Source organism: Mesorhizobium shangrilense, from assembly GCF_028826155.1.
Taxonomy (GTDB): Bacteria; Pseudomonadota; Alphaproteobacteria; order Rhizobiales; family Rhizobiaceae; genus Arvimicrobium; species Arvimicrobium flavum.
In genome coordinates this window covers 3,497,923-3,523,643 of sequence record NZ_JAQGPN010000001.1, presented here as the reverse complement: position 1 = coordinate 3,523,643, position 25,721 = coordinate 3,497,923, and the positions used below count along the sequence as shown (strand labels likewise).

The following is a 25,721-nucleotide window of genomic DNA, read 5'->3' as shown; positions in this document are numbered from 1 at the left end:
ATGAGCACGGAAAATGCAGTTAGCGCCGAGGAGATCAGCGTCGATCGGTCGAAGATGCATATTTCGGCGACCGACGTCGCGGTCGAGATCACCGGGATGCACAAATGGTACGGCGAGTTCCACGTGCTGCGGGACATCAACTTGAAGGTCATGCGCGGCGAGCGGATCGTCGTCTGCGGCCCGTCAGGCTCCGGAAAGTCGACTCTGATCCGGTGCATCAACCGGCTGGAGGAGCACCAGAAGGGCAAGATCGTCGTCGACGGCAAGGAACTCACCAACGATCTCAAGAAGATCGACGAAATCCGCCGCGAAGTCGGGATGGTGTTTCAGCACTTCAACCTTTTCCCGCATCTGACTATCCTGGAGAACTGCACGCTGGCGCCCATCTGGGTCCGCAAGATCCCGAAGAAGCAGGCGGAGGAGACCGCCATGCACTTTCTGCGCCGGGTGAAGATCCCAGAGCAGGCGAACAAGTATCCGGGACAGCTCTCCGGCGGTCAGCAGCAGCGCGTGGCTATCGCGCGCTCGCTGTGCATGAATCCGCGCATCATGCTGTTCGACGAGCCGACCTCCGCGCTCGATCCGGAGATGATCAAGGAAGTGCTGGAGACGATGGTGGGGCTGGCCGAAGAGGGCATGACCATGCTCTGCGTCACCCACGAGATGGGGTTCGCCCGCAAGGTCGCCAACCGCGTCATCTTCATGGATCAGGGCCAGATCGTCGAGCAGAACACGCCGGCCGCGTTCTTCGACAATCCGCAGCACGAGCGCACGAAGCTTTTCCTGAGCCAGATCCTGCACTGAGGATTTCGAGGCGGCGCAGCGCCTCTAAAGCGTTGCGCCGGGCTTCCACCCGTAGAGCCAGTCCATATCGGCCGCGAGGCTCTCACGGCTGCGCATGGCGAGCACGAGATTGCGGGCGAGCGCGATCGGCCCTGCCGCGTGCCACGCAAAGCGGTTGAAGGCAGCACGCCGCGCCACCGCGGCGATGCGCGTCCTCCGCTCGCGTTCCCAGGTCGCCAGGGTCGCGCCGATCCGGTCGGGGCCCGCCGATACCGCATCGGCGAGCGTCACGGCGTCCTCGATCGCCATGGCCGCGCCCTGTGCGGCATACGGCGTCATGGCGTGCGCAGCGTCGCCGATCAGCGCGACGCCCCGCGCCGACGTCCAGGGCAGCCCGGCATCGGCAACGTGGATCGGCCAGTGCTTCCATGCCGAGATGTTGCGTGCGAGGGCGCGCAACGGAGGCGCGCATCGCGCCAGTTCGTCCGCCAGCCCCTTTCGGGCTGGATCTCCGTCTGCCGGCGATGCGCCCGGACGGGGTAAGGAGGCCGCCTTCGTGAAGGCCACCAGGTTGACGGCGGCGCCGGCACGCACCGGATAGGCGATGAGGTGGAAATCGGGGCGCAGGAACGCCGTGACGGCGTGACCCGACACGGCGTCTGACAGGCCCAACTCAGGAAGGCTCCCCGTCTCAACAGTCAACCGCCAGGCGATCTCGCGACCGAAATTGCTGTCATGCGTCTGCGAAACCAGCTTGCGCGTAGCCGAGTGGACCCCGTCCGCGCCGACGAGGAACTCGCATGGCACATCATTGATGCGGCCCCCGGTCTCGACCGACACGGTCGGGCTCCTGCCGCGGTTGTCCGCCCCGCGCAACTGCGCATCGAGCGTAAGCCTGATCTTTGGTTCAGCGCCGATGCGGGCGAGCAGGGCGCTCTGCAGGTCAGCGCGATGGGCGACGAGATAGGGTGCGCCCCACCTCTTCTCCGCGTATTTGCCCAGGGGGACCCGCGCAAGCTCCTGCAGCGTTCGGCCATCCCTGAGGATCACCGATTCCGGAGCGACCGCCACTGGCAGCAGGTCGTCCAGCACGCCTATGCGCTTCAACAGCCGCGTCGCATTGGGCGAGAGTTGGAGGCCGGCGCCGACTTCTTCCAGTTCGGGCGCGCGCTCGAATATCTGGACCGTGAAGCCTCGCGATGCGAAGGCTAGCGCGGCGGTGAGACCGGCAACGCCGGCGCCCGCGACGACGATCTGGAAAGGCGCCGCGCCACTCATGGACGTTGGCGGGCTAGGCCGCCTCGTCGCGATAGACGGAGCCCGCCGGGCGCGTCTCGTCGGCGCTCAATGTGGGATCGTACCGAAAGAGCGTCGAGCAGTAGGGACAGACCTTTTCGTCGTCCGCGCCCATGTCGAGATAGACGTGCGGATGATCGAATGGCGCCGCCGCGCCGACGCACATGAATTCCTTGACACCGATCTCGATCAGTTTGTGACCGGCATCGTTCTGGAAATGGGGGATGGCGCCACCTGCCATGGCTCGTCTCCTGCTCGAACTTGAGAAGCGTTTGGCGCACGCGCCGCCGATTTGCAAGCCGTTGATATGAAACTGTCGCAAAACGATGACAGGGGTTAGGATACTTCAGTTCCGAGACCCACACGAAGCCAACGAAGGATCAAATGACCGAATTGCGGCCTATCCAGATCGACTTCGCCAATGCCGTGCCCGGCGAGCCGGATGCCGCGCCAACCACCAATCCCGACCGTTTCGTGAATCGCGAGTTCTCGTGGCTGCAATTCAACCGGCGCGTGCTCGAGGAAGCGCAGAACCTCAACCATCCGCTCCTGGAGCGGGTGCGCTTCCTGTCGATCTCCGCTGACAACCTCGACGAGTTCTTCATGGTCAGGGTTGCAGGCCTCGCCGGTCAGGTGCGGCAGGGGATCGCGATCAAGAGCCCTGACGGACGCACGCCGGAGCAGCAGCTGGAGCAGATTCTTCTGGAGGTCGGCCGCCTGCAGGAGGACCAGCAGGCGAGCCTTTCCGCGTTGATGGAACTGCTCAAGGCGGAAGGAATCGAGACCGTTTCGGGCGACCGCCTTTCGAGGGACGAGCGTGCGTGGCTCGACGCCCACTTCATGGAGCAGATCTTCTCGGTGATGACGCCGCTGTCGATCGATCCGGCCCACCCTTTCCCGTTCATTCCGAACCTCGGCTTCTCCGTGGCGCTGCAACTCAGGCACCGCAAGAACGGCGAGGAGATGAACGCGCTGCTGCGCCTGCCGGTGGCTCTGAGGCGTTTCATCCGCCTGCCGGACCACAAGAAAATTGTGCGCTTCATCACGCTGGAGGACGTCGTCGGCCTCAACATCGCAAAGCTGTTCCCAGGTTATGAGGTCAAGGGCTCCGGGACCTTCCGCCTCATCCGTGACAGCGACATCGAGGTGGAGGAGGAGGCGGAAGATCTGGTCCGCTATTTCGAGACCGCCTTGAAGCGTCGGCGCCGGGGCTCGGTGATCAGGATCGAATTTGACCGCCAGATGCCGGCGGAACTGCGCGACTTCGTCGCCTCGGAGCTCGGCGTGCCGCCGAACCGTGTCAGCGTGCTGGAAGGCCCGCTGGCGATCAGCCAGATATCGGAGATCGTCGCTATCCCGCGCGACGACCTGAAGTTCCCGCCCTACAATCCCCGTTTTCCCGAACGCATCCGCGATCACGGCGGCGACTGCTTCGCGGCGATCCGCGAGAAGGACATCGTCGTCCACCACCCCTACGAATCGTTCGACGTGGTCGTACAGTTCCTGCGCCAGGCAGCCGCCGATCCCGAAGTCGTGGCGATTAAGCAGACGCTTTACCGCACCTCCAACGACAGCCCGATCGTGCGCGCGCTGATCGATGCGGCGGAAGCCGGCAAGTCGGTCACTGCGCTGGTCGAGCTCAAGGCGCGCTTCGACGAGGAGGCGAATATCCGCTGGGCGAGGGACCTGGAGCGGGCGGGCGTGCAGGTCGTGTTCGGCTTCATCGAGCTGAAGACGCACGCCAAGATGTCTCTGATCGTGCGGCGGGAGGATGGAAAGTTCCGCAACTACGTGCATCTGGGCACCGGCAACTACCATCCCATCACCGCGCGCATCTATACCGACCTGTCCTTCTTCACCTCCGACCCGGCCATCGCAAGGGATGTGGCCCATATCTTCAACTTCATCACCGGCTACGCCGAGCCGATGGAGGAGATGAAGCTCGCGATGTCGCCCTACACGCTGCGCAGCCGCATCCTCGAGCACATCGCCGAGGAAATCGCCCATGCCGGGCGTGGCGCGCCGGCGCAGATCTGGATGAAGATGAACTCTCTAGTGGACCCGCAGGTGATCGACGCGCTTTACGCGGCGAGCCACGCCGGTGTGGAAATCGATCTGGTGGTTCGCGGCATTTGCTGTCTGCGGCCGCAGGTGCCCGGGCTTTCGGAGAACATTCGGGTCAAGTCGATCGTCGGCCGATTCCTGGAGCACAGCCGCATCTACTGCTTCGGCAACGGACACGGGCTGCCCTCCGACGACGCCGTTGTCTACTTCAGTTCGGCCGACATGATGCCGCGCAACCTGGATCGCCGCGTCGAGACGCTGGTGCCGATCACCAATCCGACCGTGCATGAACAGGTGCTCGGCCAGATCATGCTCGGAAATATCGTGGACAATCAGCAAAGCTTCGAAGTATTGGCAGATGGCACGTCGCGGCGCATCACGCCCGACGAAGGCGAAGAACCGTTCAACGCGCAGGAATATTTCATGACGAATCCGAGCCTGTCCGGCCGCGGCGACGCCCTGAAATCGCACGCTCCCAAACGCATCGCTCAGTTCAAGCGCCAGAGGAAAGCGAACGCAGTCGCCAAGTCATGATAGCCAACTCCCAGGGTCGGCTGCAGGACCGTCGGCCGCTGTCGGTCATCGACATCGGCTCGAACTCGATTCGCCTCGTCATCTATGAGGGCATTGCCCGCTCTCCCACGGTGCTCTTCAACGAGAAGATGCTGGCTGGCCTCGGTCGTGGGATCGTGTCGACCGGCAAGCTGGATCCCGGCGCCGTGCTGCGCGCCGTCCAGGAGCTTCGCCGCTTTCGCGCGCTGGCGGAGCAGGCGGGGTCGGAGAGCCTGCATGTGATCGCCACCGCCGCGGCCCGCGAGGCGATCAACGGACCGGAATTCATCCGCCGCGCCGAGGACATACTGGGCACCGAGATCCGCGTGCTCACCGGCCGCGAGGAGGCGCATTATTCAGCGCTGGGCGTCACCTCGAGCTTTCATGCCGCCGACGGAATCGGCGGCGATCTCGGCGGCGGGAGCCTGGAGCTGTTCGATGTAAGGGGTGAGACCATCGGGGATGGTATAACTTTGCCGCTCGGAGGCTTGCGGCTCCAGGACATGGCGAAAGGATCCCCGGCCGACGCCGTGAAGATCGCCAGGCGGGAACTGCGGCGGGCCGCCTTCCTCGAGAACGGCCGTGCAAGAACCTTTTACGCCGTCGGCGGCACGTGGCGAAACCTGGCCCGGCTGCACATGAACGCGACGGACTACCCTCTCGCGGTCATGCATCATTACGAGATGATCTTGGAAGGGCTGGCGCCGTTCCTTCGCCAGGTCGCGAAGGGGGACCTGGCGCAGATCAGGGGCATCGAACGCGTCTCCAAGAACCGTCGTGCGCTGCTTCCCTACGGTGCGGCCGTGCTCCAGGAGATCATCTCCAGCATGCAGCCCTCGAAGATCGTGGTGTCGGCGCTCGGCGTTCGCGAAGGCTATCTGTACTCCCTGCTGGCTGACGACGAGAAGAGCGCCGACCCGCTGATTTCCGCCGCAGAAGAACTGGCAAGGCTGCGGGCGCGGTCGCTCACCCATGCGCATGAGCTGGCGGCCTGGACCGGGGAAACGCTAAAGGCGTTCGGCATCGAGGAGACAGAGGAGGAGGCGCGCTACCGTGTGGCTGCCTGCCTGCTCGCCGACATCGGCTGGCGCGCGCATCCCGAATATCGCGGGACGCAGTCGCTCAATATCATTTCGCACGCGTCCTTCATCGGCATCGACCATCCGGGGCGGGCGTTCATTTCGCTTGCCATCATGTTCCGCCACGAGGGCGTCTTCGACGAGGCGATTGCGCCGGGCCTCTTGCAGCTGATCCCGCCGCGGTACCTGGAGCGGGCGCGGCTGCTCGGCGCCATGATGCGCGTCGTCTATCTTCTGTCCGCGGCCATGCCCGGCGTCATCCCGTTGCTTCGATGGGAGCCGCGTGAGGATGGATCGATGGCCCTGGTGATACCCCCATCGCGCGCCGCGCTGGACGGCGAGCGGCCGGCCGGCCGCCTTGCCGTGCTTTCGAAGGTCGTGGGACGCAACCTGGAGCTGGTCGTCGGCAGCTGATGTCCGCCGCTCTAGTCGCGGGGCGGCAGTTCGAAGATCCTGATCTTTCGATTCTCGAACTTTATCGCCATCTCGCCGCTGATGAGTTTCAGGGCGGCATTGCCGAACACTTCGCGCCGCCAGCCGTGCATGGCCGGCACGTCGGCCTTGTCGCCCTCGGCTGCGATACGGTCGAGATCATCGCTCGAGGCCAGCAGCTTCGGCGCCACGTTGTTCTTCTCGGACACGATACGCAGGAGCACCTTGAGAAGTTCGACCGCCGCGCTCGAACCCTCCGGCGCACTGGTCTGCCTGGGAAGCCTGGGTAGCTCCTCCTTCGGGAGGATCAACGCGGCGTTCACGGCTTCCAGCAGCGACGCTGCCGTCGATGACCGTTCCCAGCCCCTGGGCGTGGTGCGCAGCTTGGCCAGTGCCGTCGTGTCTCGCGGCTGCTGCTGGGCGATCTCATAGACGGCGTCGTCCTTGACGACGCGTTGGCGGGGCACGTTGCGCTCGCGCGCTTCCCGCTCGCGCCAGGCGGCCACGGACTGGAGGACGGCAAGCTCGATCGGCTTTCTCAGGCGCATCTTCAGCCGCTTCCAGGCATCCTCGGGGTGCGGATCATAGGTTTCGCGGTTGGTGAGGACTTCCATCTCCTCATGAAGCCAGTGCCCGCGGTTCTCGCGCTCCAGTTCTGCCTTCAGGCTCTGGTAGATGTCGATGAGATGGGTGACGTCGGCAAGCGCATAGGTCAGTTGCTTGTCAGACAAGGGGCGATGGCGCCAATCCGTGAAGCGCGACGACTTGTCGATGTGCTGTCCGGTGATCTTCTGGACGAGCTGGTCGTAGGAGACGCTGTCGCCGAAGCCGCAGACCATCGCGGCGACCTGGCTGTCGAAGACAGGATGCGGGATCAGGTTGCCGAGATGGAAGATGATCTCGATGTCCTGCCGCGCGGCGTGGAAGACCTTGACGATCGCCTCGTTGGCCATCAGCCGGAAAAAGGGAGCCAGATCTATCCCGGGCGCCAGCGGATCGACCAGCGCGGAGAAGCCGGGCATCGCCATCTGGATCAGGCACAGCTCCGGCCAGAAGGTCGTCTCGCGAATAAACTCCGTGTCGACGGTCACGAATTCGGATGTCTCGAACCGCGCGATCGCGTCTTCAAGTTCTGTTTGCTCGGTAATGACGTGCATCAAGTCGCTTTTCCGGTGGTTGCAGCCATTCCTAAACCGCACGCGTCGGTCGTTCGTCAAGGCGCGTGGTCATTGTCCGTCCTCTTTGTCCTCGCCCGCCGGCCGCTTGGCAAGGCGCGCGAAGACGGTCGAGGTCCTCAGCAGTGCAATGAACTTTCCGCGGGCTCCGGCGGGCACGCTGGCGCGCGTCCGCATCCTGTACAGGATGATGCCGATCAGGCCGATGTAAATGGCGGCGCTGAACGCGAACAGCATTTGAGGCCCGAACCGCTGCATGAAGGTGGAGGCGATGAACGGCCCGCCCACGGCCCCGAACGAGTAGAAGAGCATCAGCGCGGCATTGACGAGCACGAATTCCCCCTTGCCGGCGCGATCGTTGGCGTGGGCGGCCGAGAGCGAGAACAGCGGCATGGCGAAGGAGCCGAAAACGAACACCATCGCAAAGGTGAAGAGGGTGCTGGTGCCGGCGAAGAAGGTCAGCACGAGTGCGGCGATCATCGCTCCAGTCGTGGTGATCAACAGCACCTTGCGCCGGTCCCAGCGGTCGGAAAGATAGCCGAGCGGGTACTGGACCAGTGCGCCGCCAATGATCCCGACACTGACGAAGGTGACCACATCCGTCACCGACATCCCGATTTCCTCGGCATAGACGGGGCTGAGGGTCCGGAAGGAGCTGTTGGAAAGGCCGACGGCAATGCAGCTGATGCAGCCCAGCGGCGAGATTTGCCAGACCCGGCGAAGGTCGAGCTTCACCTCGTGGGGAGGCACGGGGTTCGAGCGGTCGCCCAGCGACACCGGGACGAGCGACAGAGTGGTGAGGATCGACATGATGGCGAAGATGGCGAAGCCCTCTGCGCCGAATACCGGGATGAAGAACTGGCCGCCGGTTACCGCGGTGATGTCGACGATGCGGTAGATGGCGAGAACCCGGGCGCGATCCTCGTTGCGCACCCCGGAATTCAGCCAGGCTTCGATGATCGTGAACAGGCCCGCGAAGCAGAAGCCGCTGACGAAGCGGATCGCCGACCAGACATAGGGATCGATCATCAGGACCAGCAGCAGGGTGCCGGCCGAAGCGATGGCCGCAAGCGCGGAGAAGGCTCGAATGTGGCCGACTGCCTTCATGATCCGCGTGATAAACAGGCATCCGATGAGGAAGCCGGCGAAGTATGCCGTCCCCATGAAGCCGATGGTGCTGGGCTCGAAGCCTTCGAGCGCGCCGCGCAAAGCGATCAGAGTGCCTTGAAGTCCGTTGCCGCCGAGCAAGGTGCCAGCGGCGATCAGCAAGGGGAGCAACGGACGTATGGAGGACATGCGCGAAATGCCGGCGATATGGAGCCCGCACTATTGGCATCTATGCCGTCGGTTGACCATCGACTAAACGCTACTGGCTTAACGGTCCGTCGAGGCAAGTCACCCGCGCTCGATCCGCGAGGGAGCCGCCGCGAGGTAGGGCGTCGCACCGCCTTTTCCTTGACAAAGCGGGGCTTTGATGCGCTTGTCCGCGCGAATTTTCGGGTGGCGCGTTCAGGCCGCCGCTTCCACACGTCGGATTGTCACAATGCATCGTTATCGCAGCCACACCTGCGCGCAGTTGCGCAAGAGCCATGTCGGTGAAACCGCCCGCCTGTCCGGCTGGGTCCATCGCGTCCGCGATCACGGCGGACTTCTGTTCATCGACCTGCGCGACCATTACGGTCTCACGCAAATCGTCGCCGATCCCGACTCGCCGGCCTTCAAGACCGCCGAGACGCTTCGCGGCGAGTGGGTGATTCGCGTCGATGGCGAGGTCAAGGCGCGCATGGACGAGACGGTCAACGCCAACCTTCCCACCGGCGAGATCGAGGTCTTCGCCCGCGAGATAGAGGTCCTGTCGGCCGCCAAGGAACTGCCGCTGCCGGTGTTCGGCGAGCCAGACTATCCGGAGGACATCCGCCTCAAGTACCGGTTCCTCGACCTGCGCCGCGACACGCTCCACAAGAACATCATGGCGCGCACCAGGATCATCGCCGAGATGCGCCAGCGAATGGGCGAGGAGGGCTTTACGGAATTCTCGACGCCGATCCTGACGGCTTCCTCGCCGGAGGGCGCTCGCGACTTCCTGGTCCCGTCTCGCATCCATCCCGGCAACTTCTATGCGCTGCCCCAGGCGCCGCAGCAGTACAAGCAGCTGATCATGGTGTCCGGCTTCGATCGCTACTTCCAGATCGCGCCATGCTTCCGCGACGAGGACCCGCGCGCCGACCGCTTGCCCGGCGAATTCTACCAGCTCGACCTCGAAATGAGCTTTGTCGAGCAGGACGACGTCCTGAAGACGATGGAGCCCGTGATGCGCGGCGTCTTCGAGACCTTCGCGGAAGGCAAGCCGGTCACGCAGGACTTCCCGCGCATCCCGTATGACGAGGCCATGCGCAAATACGGTTCCGACAAACCGGATCTGCGCAACCCGATCGTCATGCAGGAGGTTTCTGAACACTTCCGTGGCTCGGGCTTCAAGGTCTTCGCCAACATCCTGGCCAACGACGCCAAGGCGGAAGTCTGGGCGATTCCCGCCAAGACCGGCGGCAGCCGGGCTTTCTGCGACCGCATGAATTCGTGGGCGCAGGGCGAGGGACAGCCTGGGCTCGGCTACATCTTCTGGCGCAAGGAGGGCGACAAGCTCGAAGGCGCGGGGCCGATCGCCAAGAACATCGGCGAGGAACGCACCGAGGCCGTCCGCCTGCAACTCGGACTTGAGGACGGCGACGCCGCCTTCTTCGTCGCGGGCGATCCGAAGAAGTTCGTGTCCTTCGCAGGCGCGGCGCGCACCCGCGCCGGCGAGGAACTGAACCTCGTCGACCGGGACCGTTTCGAGCTGTGCTGGATCGTCGACTTCCCCTTCTACGAGTGGAACGAGGACGAGAAGCGGGTCGACTTCGGCCACAACCCGTTCTCCATGCCGCAGGGCGGCATCGATGCCCTGAACGGTCAGGATCCGCTGTCGATCAAGGCGTTCCAGTACGACATGGTCTGCAACGGCTTCGAGATCGCGTCGGGCGGCATCCGCAACCACCTCCCGGAAACGATGGTCAAGGCCTTCGAGATCGTCGGTCTCGATCGCCAGACGGTCGAGGATCGCTTCGGCGGCCTCTATCGCGCGTTCCAGTATGGCGCTCCGCCGCATGGCGGAATGGCGGCGGGTATCGATCGCGTGGTGATGCTTCTGTGCGGCGCTAAGAACCTGCGCGAGATCACCATGTTCCCGATGAACCAGCAGGCCTACGACCTGCTGATGAACGCGCCTGCGCCAGCGACCCCGACGCAGCTGCGCGAACTGGAACTGCGCGTGGCGCCACAGAAGAAGGAAGCCTGACCACGGCCAAGTCGGGTCCGCGCGTTCTGATCACCGGCTTCGAGCCGTTTCCAGGCGCGCCAGTCAATCCGACGGAATGGCTGGTGAGTCGACTGCGGGAAACGCCGCCGTCCGTCGAACGAATGGGAGCGTTTCGCGCTGAGACGCTCCCGGTATCCTACCAGGCGGTCGGGCTGCGGCTTTCCGAGATCGGGAGGGCGTTTCGCCCGGATATCGCGATCCATTTCGGCCTCGCCCAAGCCTGCAAGGGCTTTCGTCTCGAACGTTTCGCGCGCAATCGCTTTGTGGCGAGCCATGCGGACAATCTGGGCTTCGTCCCGGCTTCCGGCCCGATCTGCGCGGGGCCGGAAACGCTTGCGTCGTCCTTGCCGCTGGCGGCGATACACGGGTCCCTTGAGGCGGCGGGACTGCCGGTGGAATGGTCAGATGATGCCGGTGGCTATCTGTGCAACACCGTCTTCACGCTGTCGCTTGCGCGCGCAGTCGATGATTTCCACCCGACCATGAGCGGCTTCGTGCACGTGCCGTCGCTCACCCCTTCATCGTCTGTGGGGTTCGGCGACGATCTGTTTCTCGCCGGCGTCGATCTGGTTATCTGGAACTGCGTCGCCGCATTCCTCGCTGCGAAGTGAAACGGCCCGGCGCTTGGCCAGGCCGCTTCAATGTTGAGATAGTCGACGGGACGCGTCGCGCAATCAGTCCTGGTTGGCGGTGACCGTCACGCCCAGCGTCTTCGGCAGTTCCTGCGGAGCCGACATCGCGCCGGCCGCGATCAATGCGAACGGCACCGGCTGCCCCGGCGCGGCCGTCACTTCGAGGCTCTTCGGATCGCTGAGGAAGGCGCTGACCGCATCCGCCACGTTCTTGATGAGCGCCTGGTCGGCTACGACCTGCGCCAGCATTATGGGCGCCAGGGCCTTGACCTGGTTGGCGATGTCGGAGGCCTTCATGCCCTGCTGCTTGGCGACGTAGTCCAGCACCTTGCCGGTCAGAGAATCGTCGTCGAAGCGCACCGAGGCGGCATGGAAGGTCAGCTGTTGCATCAGCCCCAGCATCGCCAGCCCGGCCGCCGAGTTGTCGGACCCTTCCGGCTGATCGGCGAACTTCTTCTGCATTTCCTGCATGGATTTCAGGAAATCCGGCGTATAGCCGCCGAGGTCGAAGGTCATGCCGAGCGTGCCGGCCTTGTCCACAGTGAGGTCGTACTGCGAGATCGCGAGGCGGCCGTCGGTCGGCTGCCAGGAGCCCTCGAGCTCGATGTTTCCGTTCAGCGTCTGATAGCCGAGCGCGTCGATGACTGCTTTCGACTTCGGGTCCTCGACGAGCGAAAGGTCGGCGCTGAAGCCCTCGGTGGTCATTACGAAGGTCATCGGCTTGCCGTCGGCCGGCATGGCGATTTCAGTATGCGCGCCCTGCATGGCGAAGGCCTGCTTGCCGCCGACGGTGACGCTGAAGCTCTCCACGTCGGCCGAATCGTACAGCATCATGCTGGCGAGGGGATCGGTGTCCCCAGCGGCGCCGAGCTTCAGCCCCGCGAGTTCCATGCCGCCAATGGCGATCGTGGCGCCGTCTTCAGTGATGCTGTAATCGGGCAACGTCACGGAGCCGACGGTGTAGGCTCCATTCTCCTCGGTGATGTCGGAGAGCGTGACCTGGCCGACGGCAATCTGGCCGGGCGTTCCCGCCATGCTCATGGTGACGCCGTCGAGCACCATCTCCGAGGCGTCGCCTGATGCTCCGGTCCAGGCGATGGCAATCCCCTGTGTCTCCAGCGCCGCTTTCAGGCGGTCTCCGACTGCATTGATGTCCTGCGCGAATGAAGCGCTGGCGGAGATGGAGACCAGGCATGTCGTGATGAAAAGCTTCTTGAGCAACGTATGACGTTTCGTCATTGATAAGGTCCCTGAGAGCGCATTGATTCTATGCGCCTACCCTGTCTGCAAAGAACTGGACGGGAAAAAGGCGCGTGGGCCCACTTAGGCCGCAAATTCGGTCAAAACGCAATCTACGGGCGAAGTTGGCGAGGCTGCATTCTCGCCGATCTTAAGTCGCCTCTGTCACTTGCCGCGAATCACCATCCCGGATAACCGAAAGCATGGGAAAAAGCCTTGTTCCGCCCAGTTCGGAGGGCGGCGATCATATTGAGCCGGTCGATCTGAAGAAGGCGCTCGAAGAGCGCTATCTGGCCTATGCGCTGTCGACCATCATGCACCGCGCGCTGCCGGACGTGCGCGACGGGCTGAAGCCGGTCCACCGCCGCATCATGCATGCGATGCGCCTGCTCCGGCTCAATCCGGACCAGGGCTTCGCCAAATGCGCGCGCATCGTCGGCGACGTGATGGGCAAGTTCCATCCGCATGGCGACCAGTCGATCTACGACGCGCTGGTGCGACTCGCGCAGGATTTCTCCGTGCGCTACCCGCTGGTGGACGGCCAGGGCAACTTCGGCAACGTCGACGGCGATAACGCGGCGGCCATGCGCTACACCGAGGCGCGGATGACCGACGTCGCTGCCTTGCTGCTCGAAGGCATCACCGAGGATGCCGTCGACTTCCGGCCGACCTACAACGAAGAGGACGAGGAGCCTGTCGTCCTGCCGGGCGCCTTCCCCAACCTGCTGGCCAACGGCTCGTCCGGCATCGCGGTCGGCATGGCCACCTCGATCCCCCCGCACAACGCGGCGGAGCTCTGCAGCGCCGCGCTCTACCTGATCGACCATCCCGAAGCGACGGTCGGGGACCTGATGACCTCACCTGACCAGTGGGAGCAGATCAGGAACGATCCCGCGAAGCGGCTCGAGTGCAAGGTGCGCGGCCCAGACTTTCCGACCGGCGGCGCCGTCGTCGACGACTGGAAGTCGATCGTCGCGTCCTACGAATCCGGCCGCAGCAGCGGCTTCAGGATTCGCGCGCATTGGGAACAGGAAGACCAGGGCAGGGGAACTTGGAACATCGTCGTCACCGAGGTGCCCTACGGTGTCCAGAAGTCCAAGCTGATCGAGAAGATCGCCGAATTGCTGCTGGCGCGCAAACTGCCGCTGCTGGAGGACGTGCGCGACGAGAGCGCCGAGGATATCCGCGTCGTGCTGGTCCCCAAGAGCCGTTCCGTCGATCCGGCCATCCTGATGGAATCGCTTTTCAAACTGACCGAGCTCGAGGTTCGCTTCCCGCTCAACATGAACGTCCTGTCGCGCGGCAAGGTGCCGAACGTCCTGTCGCTGAAGGGCGTGCTGCGTGAGTGGCTGGACCATCGGCGCGAAGTGCTGGTCAGGCGCTCGAGGCACCGCCTGGCCGAGATCGAGCGACGGCTAGAGATCCTCGCCGGCTACCTGATCGCCTACCTGAACATCGACGAGGTGATCCGCATCATCCGCGAGGAGGATGAGCCCAAGAAGGTCATGATGGCCCGCTGGTCCCTGACCGACGTGCAGGCGGAAGCCATCCTCAACATGCGGCTGCGCGCCTTGCGCAAGCTTGAAGAGATCGAGATTCGCACGGAATTCGACGGTCTGAGCGAGGAAAAGAAGCAGATCGAGGCGCTGCTGGGCTCCGAAGCGAAACAGTGGGCGGCGATTCGCTGGGAGGTCAGCAACACCCGCAAGCGCTTCGGTCTCGACACTGACATCGGACGCCGGCGAACGGACTTCTCGGCCGCGCCGGAGCACGATCACGTCGACATGCATCATGCCATGGTGGAGAAGGAGCCGATCACGGTCGTCGTCTCGGAGAAGGGATGGCTGCGGGCGCTGAAGGGCCACATAAACGACCTGTCGCTGCTTTCCTTCAAGGAGGGCGACGGGCTCAAGCTCTCCTTCCACGCCCAGACGACCGACAAGATTCTCGTCTTCACCACCGGTGGCAAGTTCTACACGATCGGCGCGGACCGATTGCCCGGCGGCCGCGGCCACGGCGAGCCTATCCGCATCATCGTTGACATGGAGAACGACCAGGACATCGTCACGGCCTTCGTCCACGATACGAAGCGACGCCTGCTGCTCGTCTCACGCGATGGCTACGGCTTCACCGTTCCCGAAAGCGAAGTGGTCGCCAATACCCGCAAGGGCAAGCAGGTGATGAACGTGAAGACGCCCGACGAGGCGGTGAGATGCATCCCGGTGAGCGGCGATCACCTCGCCATTGTCGGCGAAAACCGCAAGATGCTCGTCTTCGCGCTCTCGGAGATTCCCGAGATGACGCGCGGCAAGGGCGTGCGCCTGCAGAAGTATAAGGATGGCGGGGTCAACGACCTCAAGACCTTCGCGATGGAGGAGGGGCTGTCCTGGCAGGATTCGGCCGAGCGCGTCTTCGTTCGCAAGCGCGAGGAACTGGCGGAGTGGGTCGGCAACCGCGCAGCCACCGGCCGCATGGTGCCGAAGGGCTTTCCGAGGACGGGCAAGTTCGGCTAGGCGGCGGCCAGGCGACGCCGCCTGAAGGCGGCGACCCCTCCGCTACATGGCGTGCCGCAGGTTCCCTGCGGCGCGCCGCTTCCGGCCCTGATGGATCTGCCACGACGAATGGGCCACCAGGGCCACGATGAGGATGGTTCCGCCGATTATCGCATTGCGGCTGGGCACTTCGGAGAAGACCAGCCACACCCATACCGGCGCGAGCACGGTCTCAAGCAGGTAGAACATCGCGACTTCCGGTCCCGAGAGATATTTCGGACCGTTCGCAAGGCAGAAGAACGCGATCGGCATGATCACCGCGCCGTTGAAGATGATCCACCAGGGCGCCTCCACCCGGTAGCCGGTCGAGGAGACCATCGCCCCCGCGATCATGAAGGGCAGGATCACGCCGACGAGCGCCGTAAAACCCATGTCGCGGCCGCTGCGCCGGCTGATGGTGATCGCCGAGGCCACCAGAAACGACGAGCACATCGCGAGGATGTTGCCGAACAGGTGGCCTGAGCCCAGCCCATCCGCAACGATGATCAGGACGCCGACGACCATCACCGCCATGGTGAGCAGCGTGACGTTGGCCGGCCGCTCCTTCAGGAAAACCCAGGAGAGCAGGGCCGCGAACATCGAGGTGAAGGCGAGAATGAACACCAGGTTGGCGGTTGAGGTGTTGTAGACGGCGGTGACGAAGCAGATCGAGCCGACCCCGTAGAGCGCCGCAACGATCGCTCCTGTCCGCCCCGGCACGAGGGCCGGCGCTTTCGGCGTGATGCTGCGCCAGACCGCCCAGATGAGCAGGGCTGCGACGAATGTCGTGCCGGTCCTCAACATGAGGATCGGCCACGGGTCGCCATCGGCAAGGCGTATGAGCGGGATGTCGACCGTCAGCGCCAGCCCGCCAATGGCGGTCAGCAGCAAGCCTCTGGCATGGTTCGAAGATGCAGTACTCATTGTGAGATTTGGAAAGTCCTATTGTGATTTGCCCGCACCTGCCCACGCACCCGCGTCGTCGCCAGCCATGTCCGCAGCGAAAACATTTCCCGATTTTTGGGGGGGCTTTGAACTCAGCCGGGATTGAAACGTCCCCAGCCCTTCGGACCAAGGTGCTCCTGCGGCTGGAAGCGGACCTTATAGTTCATCTTCCGCGAGCCGTTGACCCAATAGCCTAGATAGACATGGGGCAGGCCGGCGGCGGCGGTCCGCTGGATGTGATCCAGAATCATGAATGTGCCGAGCGAGCGGTCTTCGAAGTCCGGATTGTAGTACGAATAGACCATCGACAGGCCGTCGCTCATCTTGTCGGTGAGGGCGACGGCGATCAGCTCGCCGGTTCCGCGGCCGGTGATGAAGGTATCCGGTCCGCGCCGGCGGTACTCGATCACCTTGGTGTCGACGTGGGTGTCCTCGACCATCATCGCATAGTCGAGAACCGTCATGTCCGACATGCCGCCGCGCCGGTGGCGGGCGTCGAGATAGTGGCGGAAGAGTGCGTACTGTTCGGTCGAGGGTTCTGCGTCGTGTATCGCGCCCACCAGGTCGGAATTGCGGTGCAGCACGCGCTTCATGTTCCGGGTCGGCATGAACTCCTGCGCCAGGATGCGCACCGAGACGCAGGCGCGGCAGGATTCGCATGCGGGGCGATAGGCAATGTTCTGGGAGCGCCGGAAACCGCCCTGGGTCAGCAGGTCGTTCATCTCCGGCGCCTTGTCGCCGACTAGGTGCGTGAAAACCTTCCGCTCGAACTGGCCCTCGACATAAGGGCAGGGCGACGGCGCAGTCAGGAAGAATTGGGGTGACTGGGGCGAATGGTGAGTCATCTAGTGCGGCATGCCCATCGATTGGCGAACCGTGATTTGCTGACTATAGCTGCCAACTGGCGGCCGGTGAAGGGTCTCGATTGGCTCTGACTGACCCGAGCCCGGCGGGCGGAACGCCGTGGGTTCCGGCAGCTTAGCGTCTGCGCCTCACGTCCCGTGGCGGTACGCCTGCAGAATGGGGTTGAACGCTGGCGTTGCCTTCTACACGTCGCTTCGCGTGACGACCGTACCCAGAAGCAGGTCGTGCAGCGCGCGCTTCTTGTCGCTGAAGAGCGTGACGAGCAGGATAAGCGGCGTGAGCAGCGCGTTGCCGGCCCAGAACAACACCGAGTGCACGACGGCCAGCATCCCGTCTACAGGGCGGGCGTCCAGCCTCTCCAGGCGGATCCCCATCATCCGCATCCCGACAGTCGCCTGGTTGGGGCCGCCCAGAGTCATCCAGATGTAGACGAGCGCAACTGCGGGCACGAGGATGCCGAACAGCAGCCAGCCGAGGCCAAAAGTCAGGATGCCGAGCAGCAGGACGATGATCGCAAACGGGATCAGCAGCAGGCCGACGATGAGATAGTCGATCAGGAACGCGAACACGCGTCGCGTGAGCACGCCCTGAAAGGCCCGCCTGTCCTCCAGCCTGGTCTCGATGATCTCGCCGTCGAGGATTCGCGTCGTCATGCCTTTGTCCTGTCAACGAAAGGCGCGATTATTTGCGCCATCCAGCCACATATGGGAACGAACGCCCGGAAATCAAAAATCCAACCTCAGGCTCGAAGGCGCATCCGCGCGGTGCCGGGACAGCGCCGGGCGGCCGGTAGAGCCTCGCACGACGAGTTCCACCTCCATCTTCTGGCGGCGTACGACACCGTCGAAGTTCAGGATCGCATGTGCCGCCCGGCGCCCCATCTCCACCATCGGCTGGGCGATCGTGGTGAGCGGCGGCTCGGCGTTCGCCGCTTCCGGTACGCCATCGAAGCCGATGATGGAGACCTGGCCGGGGACGGCAATGCCGTGCGTGCGCAACCAGTCGAGGGCGTGGAGCGCGATCTTGTCGGACATCGCAAGAATGGCGGTAGGCCGTTCGCTGGCGCTGAAGAGATGGTCGAGGCCTGCCCATGTGCTGGCCTCGTCGTTGAGCGTCTCGTAGATCGGGACGCGCGCGGTTTCAATACCGGCCAGCTCCAGTGCATCGAAGTAGCCGTGTAATCTGTCGCGCGTGCCGGCATAGATGGCCGTCCGCGCGCGATCTGCCGGCGCAGGGCCGGGGCCCCGCTCATCGAACTGCATGGCCAGCACGGCGAAGCGCTGGTGGCCCAGCGACGCCAGATGGCCGGCCGCAAGCCGTGCGCCCTCACGGTCGTCGATGCCGATGGTGGCGATCGTATCGTCGTCAAAACCGAAGTCGAGCGCGACGAAAGGCAGCTTCCGCTCGCGAGTCAGTTCAACGAGGCGCGAGCCGCCCTCGATGCAGAACACGACGAACCCGTCCACAAGTGCGCTCTGGATGTTCCAGGCGAGCTGCTGGTCGTTGGCGGCTGAAACCAGCGAGAGGCCGGCGCCGGTGGCGTCGCAGACCTGCGAGATGCCCGACATGACGATGCGGGCGAATGGATCGTCGAAGAAGTAGGAGAGGGGCTCGGCGGTGGCGACCCCGATCGCATTGACCTTTCCGGCGCGCAGCATGCGGCCGCGAGGGTCGGGTCCGGCATATCCAAGCCTGCCCGCGGCTGCCAGTACGCGCTCGCGCACCTCCTCGCGGACGATCTCGGGGCGACTGAACACGTTGGAGGCGGTGCCGTGGGAGACGCCGGCTTCCTTCGCCACGTCCGCCAGCCGGATCGGTTTTGTTGTCACGCGCCAAAAGCCTCGTTCATTCGCAGTCGGTAGCATGTTTCTTGGATCGATTCAATTTTCCTTGACTTCGTTGCTAGCGGCAGGTAGTTTGAATCGATCCAAGGCTGTGTCATTTACCAATTGAATCGATCCAGCAGGAGGCTGAAATGCATCCGGTCAAATTCCTCATGGACGAAATCTATCACGACTACTGGGGCATCCCTGAGAGGCGGCAGGGCCGCGTGCGCCGACGGGAGGCGCTGGGCAAATGGTTCCGGTCGCGGCCGCCCCGACAGGACGACTCAACGAAATCGTAGCCGCTGCACGCGCCCGCGTGTCCCGCAAGCCTGCATGGCAGGATGCGCAATGGGAAGCGATAAATGTGGCGGGCTTCGGCCTAGTCCTGCTTCGGGCCGGCTCCGACTTTGCCTACGGCCCCGAGATCGAAGTCAGCCGGGCCGAAGCGCCGGCGCGCGGTCGCGTGCTGGTGCCAGTAGGGGTAGAGCAGGGGCGGCGCGCTGACGACGTCGAGGCGGCCGCGTTCTTCCGGGGTGAGCTGGAGCTGGACCGCCGCGACATTGTCGTGGAACTGGGCTTCCGAATTGCCGCCGACGACCAGCGATGTCACGCCCGGCCTGCCGAGCAGCCAGGCGAGCGCGATCTGGGCCCCGGATACATTTCTTGCAGCGGCGATCTCGGCGAGCACGTCGACGATGTCCCATAGCCGGTTCTCGTCGCGGATAGGCGGTTCCTTCCAGCCCTTCGACTGCCGGGAGGTCAGTTGGCCCCGCCGGTACTTTCCGGAGAGCAGGCCACCCGCGATCGGGCTCCATACGAGAATGCCCAGACCCTGGTCGACGGAGACCGGGACCAGTTCGTACTCTGCCTCGCGCGCCTCGAGCGTGTAGTGGATCTGCTGCGTCACGAAACGCGGCCAGCTGTTGCGGTCGCTGACGCCGAGCGCCTTCATCATGTGCCAGGCGGAAAAGTTGGAGCAGCCGATGTAGCGGACCTTGCCCTGGCCGACCAGCGTGTCGAGCGCGGACATCGTCTCTTCGAGCGGCGTCCTGCCATCCCATTCGTGCAGATAGTAGATGTCGATGACGTCGGTCTTCAGCCGCTTCAGGCTGCGCTCGCACTCCCGGATGATGTGATACCGCGACAGCCCTTCGTCGTTGGGACCGTCGCCGACACGCATGCGCACCTTCGAGGCGATGAGAACGTCGCCCTTGCGCTTGCCGCCCAGCGCGTCGCCGATGATCTCCTCGGACAGGCCGCCGGAATACATATTGGCGGTGTCGAGCAGGTTGACGCCCGAATCGATGCAAAGGTCGATGAAGCGACGCGCTTCCGCGAGCTGCGTGGTCCCTGCTGCTGCGAAGGCGCCGCCGCCGCCGAATGTCATCGTACCCATTGTGATGGCCGAAACCTTGAGGCCCGACCGTCCGAGATATCGGTACTCCATGGTTCCGTCCTCCCAGCTCTTGCGACGCGTCCGCTACAGGTCGCCCATGCAGGGATTGTCATGCGGTTGGCGTTGGCGCGCAAGGCGTGCCTGGCTCCCCGTCCGAAAGTGCCGACTTCAGGCTTCGGGCGGTCGGTGCTCAAACGCGGATGCAGCGATTGTAAGCCATCCGGCGATCATCATCAGGCCGCCCAGAGGCGCCGCCATGGGGAAAAGGCGCGCACCGACATAGTGGCGGGCAAGCAGATCGCCGCAGAACAACAGCAGACCGATCAAGAGCCCGATGCCTCCAGCACGCATGAGCCGCCCCCGACGGCTCAGGCCCAGCAGCAGGAATACCGGCGCGTGGGCCAGCAGGAAGCCGGCGACGGTCGCAAGGTTGCCCCCGCCGACATGTGCTGCCGCTGCCGACAAACCTACGCCCGCGGCTCCGCAAAGCCCGCCCGCCAGGAGGTTCGCCCTCTCCAAGAACAACTCGTCGCGACTCGACATCTAATTTTCGCCCGGAGAACGCTCAGGCGGGTTGCCGCCGCTATCAGGAAATTCCAGCATCTGCACAATTGCAGCCCGCAACGGTGGAAGGCTGTCCGTCACAACACCCCAGACGAGGGGCTCTGAGACCTTGTGGTACTCATGACGCAGGATGTTGCCGATGCCGCGCACCTTGTTCCACGGTATTTGCGGGGCACTTGCGACAAGCTCGTCCGGCAAGTGACGAGCGGCCTCCGAGATGATCTCGATGGCTCGCTCCACGGCGTTGCGCAAGAGCCAGTCATTCCGAAAATCCTCGAGCGTCTTTCCCTCCGTCGCTGCGGCGACTCCGTCGAGAGCGTTCTTCATTTCGGTCAGATCAATTCGGCGCGACGCGGGGGCATCAGAATACGCGAATGGCGGAGCGCTCGATGTCGCTCTTGAGCATCGGATGCAGGCTGTCGCGTGTCGTTATGTCAATGTGCGCCGCTACGTTCTCTTCCAGGAACAGCTTTATGCCGACCAGATCCATGAGCGAGAAACGGCTCGCGTGATCATAGTCTATGAAAATGTCGAGGTCGCTTTCGGGACGCGCTTCGCCAAGTGCGGTTGATCCGAACAGATATAGCGACGTTGCGCCCATATCGCGAAGAATGTTCGCGTTGCGCCGCAAGGTCTCAATCGCCGTCGACCTGTTCATGGCAACATCCTAGCGGATCGGCTGAAACTGCGAAACTATCGCTTCAGCCCTTCAGTAGGCGGGCGACTTCCGGAGCAAAATAGGTGAGGATGCCGTCGCAGCCGGCGCGCTTGAAGGCGAGCAGGCTTTCCAGCATCGCCTTCTCCCCGTCGATCCACCCGTTCGCCGATGCGGCCTTGATCATCGAGTATTCGCCAGAGACCTGGTAGGCGAAGGTCGGCAGCGCGAACTCGTCCTTCAGTCGCCGGATGATGTCGAGATAGGGCAGGCCGGGCTTGACCATGATCATGTCGGCGCCCTCGAGAATGTCCTGCTCGGTCTCGCGGACCGCTTCGTCCGAATTCGCGTGGTCGATGTAGTAGGTGCTCTTGTCGCCCTTCAGCAGGCCCTGGGTGCCGATGGCATTGCGGAAGGGGCCGTAAAAGGCCGATGCGAACTTGGTCGCATAGGACATGATGGCCACGTCCTGGAAACCGTTAGCGTCCAGAGCGTCCCGGATCGCGCCGATGCGTCCGTCCATCATGTCGGACGGCGCGATGATGTCGCTGCCGGCGGCGGCCTGCAGTACGCTTGCAGCCGCGACCTGTTCCACAGTCTCGTCGTTGACGATGACGCCGTCGCGCAGGATGCCGTCATGCCCATGGCTGGTGAAGGGATCGAGTGCAGCGTCGGTGATGACGCCGATCTCAGGCACGGCAGCCTTGAGCGCGCGCGTCGCCCTGTTGATGAGGTTGTCCGGATCGAGGATGTGGGAGCCGGTCACGTCCTTGCGGCTGCCGTCGACCTGGGGGAACGTCGCGATCGCCGGGATGCCGAGTCTGGCTGCTTGCTCCACCTCCCGGACCGCGACGTCCACGCTCAGCCGGAAGACGCCGGGCATGGCCGTGATGGGCTCCCGTACATTTTCGCCGTCGGTGAGGAAGATCGGCCAGATCAGGTCGTCGACCGTCAGCGTGTTCTCGCGGACCAGCCGCCGCGACCAGGCTGCCTTGCGCATGCGTCGCAGGCGGCGTCCGCCGGTTATCTCGTCGACGCTGCGCGCGCCAGCTGCCTTGGGGGAGGTGGGTCGGTTCATCACAAATCTCCGTCGTGGCCTCCTACCACGCCGGACAGCCCGCTTCCAATGCGACAGTGCGCTTCACTTGGGCGGGCCATTGCCCGAAAGGATCTGCAGCGCCCCACTCATGGCATTTCGGAAGGCGTCGTCGAAGCTCACGCCGCGAATCTGCCAGCCGTAATGCGCGCCGTCCGAGGCCAGCTGCCAGTCGGCGACCCAGCCGCGGTCGGCGTCGCTCCACGCCAGGCGGCCGGCCATCGGCGCATCGCCTCCGCTTCGCCGGGCGACGTCGCCCAGTCCGTCCTGCGCGGCGTTCCACAGGCTCGTCGCGTCGAGCTCCGCCGCGAGCAGTTCCTGCCTGTCCGGCACGTCGACCTCCATGGCGAGCGGCGCGGCGGCACCGAGTAGCGATTCGCGCATGTAGGGGCTCTCGTCGCCGTCCCGCGCGAGCATGAAGCGCTGGTCACCGCGCTCCACCGCTAGGAACAGGATGAGGCGGGGACGCTCGGCCAGCCACGGCGTGCTGCCAAGCCCGGCCAGGACGGCGTCCACCTTGGCGCGGTCGAATGTGCAGGTGAGGTCGTGGGGCCGGTCGTACGATCCCTGTTCGTCGTGGATCGGAATGCCTTCGAGGCGATCCCGATATCTGAACGAAGCGACGAGGTCGCCGGATGTCGGCAGCGCGGCTGCAACGCGGGGGTCAGCAAGCAGGCGCTGGTCCCCCGAAACCTTGACCAGGACGTCGCGGAAGCACTCTTCGAACCCGAGCTGCCGGTTTGTCTCGCCCGTGCCGGTCACGACCGCCTGGGTCTCGTAGAGCTCCGAATCGTCGGCGGACGCCGCGCCGGTTCCAATGACCATTGTTGTGAGCAGCGCGAATCCGAGCCTGAAACGCATCGTCGATTCCCCCTCATTGGCCTAAATCGACACGAGTTCTGCATGAAAACCGTGTCGGTTTGCATGAAAAGGAGGTGAGTTTTGCATAAAACCCGTGCCGCCGGCGAGCCGGTTTGCATCCGCGGAGCGGCAAGCCGGGGAAGGGTGCTTCCCGCCTTGTCGCCAAAGCATTGACGGCGTTCGGCGGCGCGCTTAGCAGTGCCCCAAACGGGAGAATGAAGACGCATGGATTTCGGCGGCGGCGACCAGATCAGATTCGAGCGCGTCGGCAACGCCGGCGTCATCACCTTGACCCGGCCCAAGGCCTTGAACGCCCTGACCCATTCCATGCTGACGGCGCTCGCAAAGGCGCTCGCCGCATGGGCCGTCGACGACAGCGTGGCGCTCGTCATCCTCAAGGCGGAAGGACGCGCCTTCAGCGCCGGGGGCGACATTCTCGACGTCTACAAGGCCGGCATGGAAGGTCGGCCGAACGACACGTTCTTCGCGGACGAATATCGCTTCAATGCCGAACTCGCGCGCTTTCCCAAGCCCTATGTCTCGCTGATCGACGGCATCGTGATGGGAGGCGGCGTCGGCATTTCCTTCCACGGCTCGCATCGTGTCATGACGGAAAACGCCCAGTTCGCCATGCCCGAAGTCGGCATCGGCTTCTTTCCCGACGTCGGCGGCGGCTACCTGCTGCCCCGGCTCAAGAGCAGTTTTGGCATGTATCTGGGGCTGACGGGCGTGCGCGTGCGCCAGGGCGATGCGCTCTGGTCGGGACTGGCGACGCATTGCGTGGCGGCGGCCGACCTCCCGGCGCTGGTGGAGAAGCTGGCAGAGACCGGCGACGTGGACGCAGCCCTGACTCCGCATCTGGTAACGCCGCCGCGCGAAACCGATGACGCCGCCATCCACGCGATCGCTCAGCACTTCGCCTACGACACGCTCGAGGAAGTGTTTGCAAGCCTGCAGAACTCGGCCAACAATTCCGATGCGTTTGCGAAAGCCACGCTTGAGGTGATGGCAGGCAAGTCACCGACCAGTCTCGCGGTCACCTTCCGGCAGATCAAGGCGGGCAAGATGCTCTCCATGGATGAATGCATGCGCATGGAGTTCAGGATCCTCCACCGCATGCTGCGCGCCGTCGACTTCTATGAGGGGATCCGAGCGGCGCTGATCGACAAGGGGTCGAAGCCGGAGTGGCGGCCGGCCACGCTGGCAGAAGTCGACGAGGCTGCGGTGGAGGCATATTTTCAGCCGCTGGCCGGCGGCGAGCTCAATCTGTGACCAATTTGGCCGAGCGGCGCCGCACGCTTCACCCGACTGCGGCCGAAACGGCCTTCATCTGGTTTCAGCGCGTCATGGCCGGCTACTGCCTGTTGTTCGGCGTGCTCTACTGGATCCGCCTCGTGGGGGTCTATCCAGGCGAGCTCTGGCGCTTCGATCTCATGCCGCTGCACTGGCAGGTCGCCGCCGTGACGCTCGCCGTCCTGTTCCCCTTCGCCGCGATCGGGCTGTGGATGCTGTCGTCGTGGGGGCCGGTCATCTGGATCATCTGCGCTGCCGCCGAGATGATCATGTATCTCGGCTTTCCGAACATCTTCGGTTTCAAGCCGACCATCGGGATTTCGCATCTCGGCGTCGTGACGCTCTACCTCGTCTTCCGCGCCGTCATATACTTCCAAAGCCGCCGGGAACATTAGCCCTTTGTTAGTCCTGTTCACGCTCCGTCGCCGGCAAGCCTTTGTTAAGGCTGGCGTTTAAGTCGAATTTTATCGGTGTTCGCTACTGTCCGTTTCAAGGTGAGAAAACAACAACGTCACCTGGCGACAAACGAGAGGCGAATATCATGATCAACACGCGTTCGGCGGCGAAGACCGCTGTGGTGACCGACGATCGTCGCGATGCGATCCGCTCCCTTTACCTCGAGTCCCTGCAACTGGTGGAGCGCCTGCACCGGCGTCTGCTGGACGTCATCAAGGACGAATTCGACCGCAATGCCCGCAGCGACATCAACGCCATCCAGGCGCTGCTGCTGTTCAACATCGGCAATGCCGAGCTGACCGCCGGCGAGCTGCGCTCCCGCGGCTACTATCTCGGCTCGAACGTCTCCTACAACCTGAAGAAGCTCGTCGATCTCGGCTTCATCAACCACCAGCGGTCGCGTATCGACCGCCGTTCCGTTCGCGTCAGCCTGACGCCGAAGGGCGCCGACATCGCTGAGATCGTGGCGGGTCTTTATGAGCGCCACATCGGTTCGATCGAGCAGGTCGGCGGCATCAATCAGGACGAATTCAAGCAGATGAACCGTGCGCTCCAGCGGCTCGACCGGTTCTGGAACGATACGATCGCCTACCGCATGTGACGGGGGCTTCCTGCTTGCGCGGATAC

Annotated in this window: 25 protein-coding genes; 10 read left to right on the top strand and 15 right to left on the bottom strand. The window is 64.0% G+C overall.

All coding sequences use genetic code 11. The features are described 5' to 3' along the window. Window positions 1-804: an amino acid ABC transporter ATP-binding protein gene (locus PD284_RS17020; RefSeq protein ID WP_274629352.1), complete on the top strand. Its 804-nt coding sequence runs from the start codon at window positions 1-3 to the stop codon at window positions 802-804. A gap of 24 nt (window positions 805-828) precedes the next feature. Here the strand turns inward: PD284_RS17020 and PD284_RS17015 are convergent, their stop codons facing one another. Continuing rightward, complete coding sequence (locus PD284_RS17015; RefSeq protein ID WP_274629351.1) at window positions 829-2,061, bottom strand: FAD-dependent monooxygenase; 1,233 nt, start codon at window positions 2,059-2,061, stop codon at window positions 829-831. Window positions 2,062-2,074: 13 nt separating this feature from the next. Continuing rightward, window positions 2,075-2,320 (bottom strand): zinc-finger domain-containing protein, encoded by a 246-nt coding sequence (locus PD284_RS17010; RefSeq protein WP_274629350.1) that lies wholly within the window; start codon window positions 2,318-2,320, stop codon window positions 2,075-2,077. 143 nt (window positions 2,321-2,463) lie between these two features. Here PD284_RS17010 and PD284_RS17005 point away from each other — a divergent pair, with 143 nt between their 5' ends. Both PD284_RS17005 and ppx read left to right on the top strand, forming a co-directional pair. After that, on the top strand, window positions 2,464-4,677 hold the full coding sequence (locus PD284_RS17005) for an RNA degradosome polyphosphate kinase (RefSeq protein WP_274629349.1): 2,214 nt from the start codon (window positions 2,464-2,466) through the stop codon (window positions 4,675-4,677). Next, window positions 4,674-6,188, top strand: coding sequence for an exopolyphosphatase (gene ppx / locus PD284_RS17000; RefSeq protein ID WP_274629348.1), 1,515 nt, complete (start codon window positions 4,674-4,676; stop codon window positions 6,186-6,188). Before PD284_RS17005 ends, ppx begins: the two co-directional genes overlap by 4 nt. Before the next feature lie 11 nt (window positions 6,189-6,199). Here the strand turns inward: ppx and rnd are convergent, their stop codons facing one another. Both rnd and PD284_RS16990 read right to left on the bottom strand, forming a co-directional pair. Further along, window positions 6,200-7,363 (bottom strand): ribonuclease D, encoded by a 1,164-nt coding sequence (gene rnd, locus PD284_RS16995; protein ID WP_274630673.1) that lies wholly within the window; start codon window positions 7,361-7,363, stop codon window positions 6,200-6,202. Window positions 7,364-7,432: 69 nt separating this feature from the next. Continuing rightward, window positions 7,433-8,677 (bottom strand): MFS transporter, encoded by a 1,245-nt coding sequence (locus PD284_RS16990; protein ID WP_274629347.1) that lies wholly within the window; start codon window positions 8,675-8,677, stop codon window positions 7,433-7,435. A gap of 247 nt (window positions 8,678-8,924) precedes the next feature. Here PD284_RS16990 and aspS point away from each other — a divergent pair, with 247 nt between their 5' ends. Together aspS and PD284_RS16980 are read left to right on the top strand one after the other, a co-directional pair. Continuing rightward, window positions 8,925-10,715, top strand: a complete 1,791-nt coding sequence (gene aspS / locus PD284_RS16985; protein WP_274629346.1) for an aspartate--tRNA ligase — start codon at window positions 8,925-8,927, stop codon at window positions 10,713-10,715. Continuing rightward, entirely contained in the window at window positions 10,712-11,347 is a 636-nt protein-coding gene (locus tag PD284_RS16980) for a pyroglutamyl-peptidase I (protein ID WP_338036688.1), read from the top strand. Before aspS ends, PD284_RS16980 begins: the two co-directional genes overlap by 4 nt. A gap of 63 nt (window positions 11,348-11,410) precedes the next feature. Here the strand turns inward: PD284_RS16980 and PD284_RS16975 are convergent, their stop codons facing one another. Continuing rightward, window positions 11,411-12,607 carry a hypothetical protein gene (locus tag PD284_RS16975; protein ID WP_274629345.1) on the bottom strand — a complete coding sequence of 399 codons (1,197 nt, stop codon included), beginning with the start codon at window positions 12,605-12,607 and terminating at the stop codon, window positions 11,411-11,413. 203 nt (window positions 12,608-12,810) lie between these two features. Between PD284_RS16975 and parC the strand changes: the two genes are divergently transcribed. Beyond that, a complete protein-coding gene (gene parC, locus PD284_RS16970) occupies window positions 12,811-15,120 on the top strand; it encodes a DNA topoisomerase IV subunit A (RefSeq protein ID WP_274629344.1) in 2,310 nt (769 codons plus the stop codon). Between the two features lie 42 nt (window positions 15,121-15,162). On the opposite strand, the gene PD284_RS16965 is transcribed toward parC, so the two are convergent. The 4 genes from PD284_RS16965 to PD284_RS16950 all read right to left on the bottom strand — a co-directional run bounded on the left by PD284_RS16965 (window position 15,163) and on the right by PD284_RS16950 (window position 18,776). Then, window positions 15,163-16,062 carry a DMT family transporter gene (locus PD284_RS16965; RefSeq protein WP_274629343.1) on the bottom strand — a complete coding sequence of 300 codons (900 nt, stop codon included), beginning with the start codon at window positions 16,060-16,062 and terminating at the stop codon, window positions 15,163-15,165. A gap of 113 nt (window positions 16,063-16,175) precedes the next feature. Beyond that, window positions 16,176-16,928, bottom strand: a complete 753-nt coding sequence (locus PD284_RS16960) for an arginyltransferase (RefSeq protein WP_274629342.1) — start codon at window positions 16,926-16,928, stop codon at window positions 16,176-16,178. Between the two features lie 201 nt (window positions 16,929-17,129). Further along, window positions 17,130-17,600, bottom strand: a complete 471-nt coding sequence (locus tag PD284_RS16955; RefSeq protein WP_274629341.1) for an RDD family protein — start codon at window positions 17,598-17,600, stop codon at window positions 17,130-17,132. A 72-nt stretch (window positions 17,601-17,672) separates the two neighbouring features. Next, complete coding sequence (locus PD284_RS16950; RefSeq protein WP_274629340.1) at window positions 17,673-18,776, bottom strand: LacI family DNA-binding transcriptional regulator; 1,104 nt, start codon at window positions 18,774-18,776, stop codon at window positions 17,673-17,675. A 146-nt stretch (window positions 18,777-18,922) separates the two neighbouring features. Between PD284_RS16950 and PD284_RS16945 the strand changes: the two genes are divergently transcribed. Further along, a complete protein-coding gene (locus tag PD284_RS16945; RefSeq protein ID WP_274629339.1) occupies window positions 18,923-19,072 on the top strand; it encodes a hypothetical protein in 150 nt (49 codons plus the stop codon). A gap of 80 nt (window positions 19,073-19,152) precedes the next feature. Here the strand turns inward: PD284_RS16945 and PD284_RS16940 are convergent, their stop codons facing one another. The 6 genes from PD284_RS16940 to PD284_RS16915 form a co-directional block, all read right to left on the bottom strand. Next, entirely contained in the window at window positions 19,153-20,220 is a 1,068-nt protein-coding gene (locus PD284_RS16940; RefSeq protein WP_274629338.1) for an aldo/keto reductase, read from the bottom strand. A gap of 117 nt (window positions 20,221-20,337) precedes the next feature. Further along, window positions 20,338-20,712 (bottom strand): DUF423 domain-containing protein, encoded by a 375-nt coding sequence (locus tag PD284_RS16935; RefSeq protein WP_274629337.1) that lies wholly within the window; start codon window positions 20,710-20,712, stop codon window positions 20,338-20,340. Then, a complete protein-coding gene (locus PD284_RS16930) occupies window positions 20,713-21,060 on the bottom strand; it encodes a HepT-like ribonuclease domain-containing protein (RefSeq protein ID WP_274629336.1) in 348 nt (115 codons plus the stop codon). 34 nt (window positions 21,061-21,094) lie between these two features. After that, window positions 21,095-21,391 (bottom strand): nucleotidyltransferase family protein, encoded by a 297-nt coding sequence (locus PD284_RS16925; protein ID WP_274629335.1) that lies wholly within the window; start codon window positions 21,389-21,391, stop codon window positions 21,095-21,097. Window positions 21,392-21,434: 43 nt separating this feature from the next. Further along, window positions 21,435-22,466, bottom strand: a complete 1,032-nt coding sequence (gene hemB, locus PD284_RS16920; RefSeq protein ID WP_274629334.1) for a porphobilinogen synthase — start codon at window positions 22,464-22,466, stop codon at window positions 21,435-21,437. 63 nt (window positions 22,467-22,529) lie between these two features. Further along, complete coding sequence (locus tag PD284_RS16915; RefSeq protein ID WP_274629333.1) at window positions 22,530-23,345, bottom strand: DUF2066 domain-containing protein; 816 nt, start codon at window positions 23,343-23,345, stop codon at window positions 22,530-22,532. A gap of 225 nt (window positions 23,346-23,570) precedes the next feature. On the opposite strand from PD284_RS16915, the gene PD284_RS16910 reads away from it, so the two are divergent. From PD284_RS16910 to ldtR, 3 genes are all read left to right on the top strand, one after another. Next, window positions 23,571-24,617, top strand: coding sequence for an enoyl-CoA hydratase/isomerase family protein (locus PD284_RS16910; protein WP_274629332.1), 1,047 nt, complete (start codon window positions 23,571-23,573; stop codon window positions 24,615-24,617). Then, entirely contained in the window at window positions 24,614-25,033 is a 420-nt protein-coding gene (locus tag PD284_RS16905; RefSeq protein ID WP_411956224.1) for a DUF6163 family protein, read from the top strand. The genes PD284_RS16910 and PD284_RS16905 overlap by 4 nt, the downstream gene beginning before the upstream one ends. 146 nt (window positions 25,034-25,179) lie before the next feature. Beyond that, a complete protein-coding gene (gene ldtR / locus PD284_RS16900; protein ID WP_274629331.1) occupies window positions 25,180-25,695 on the top strand; it encodes a transcriptional regulator LdtR in 516 nt (171 codons plus the stop codon). Window positions 25,696-25,721 lie beyond the last annotated feature (26 nt).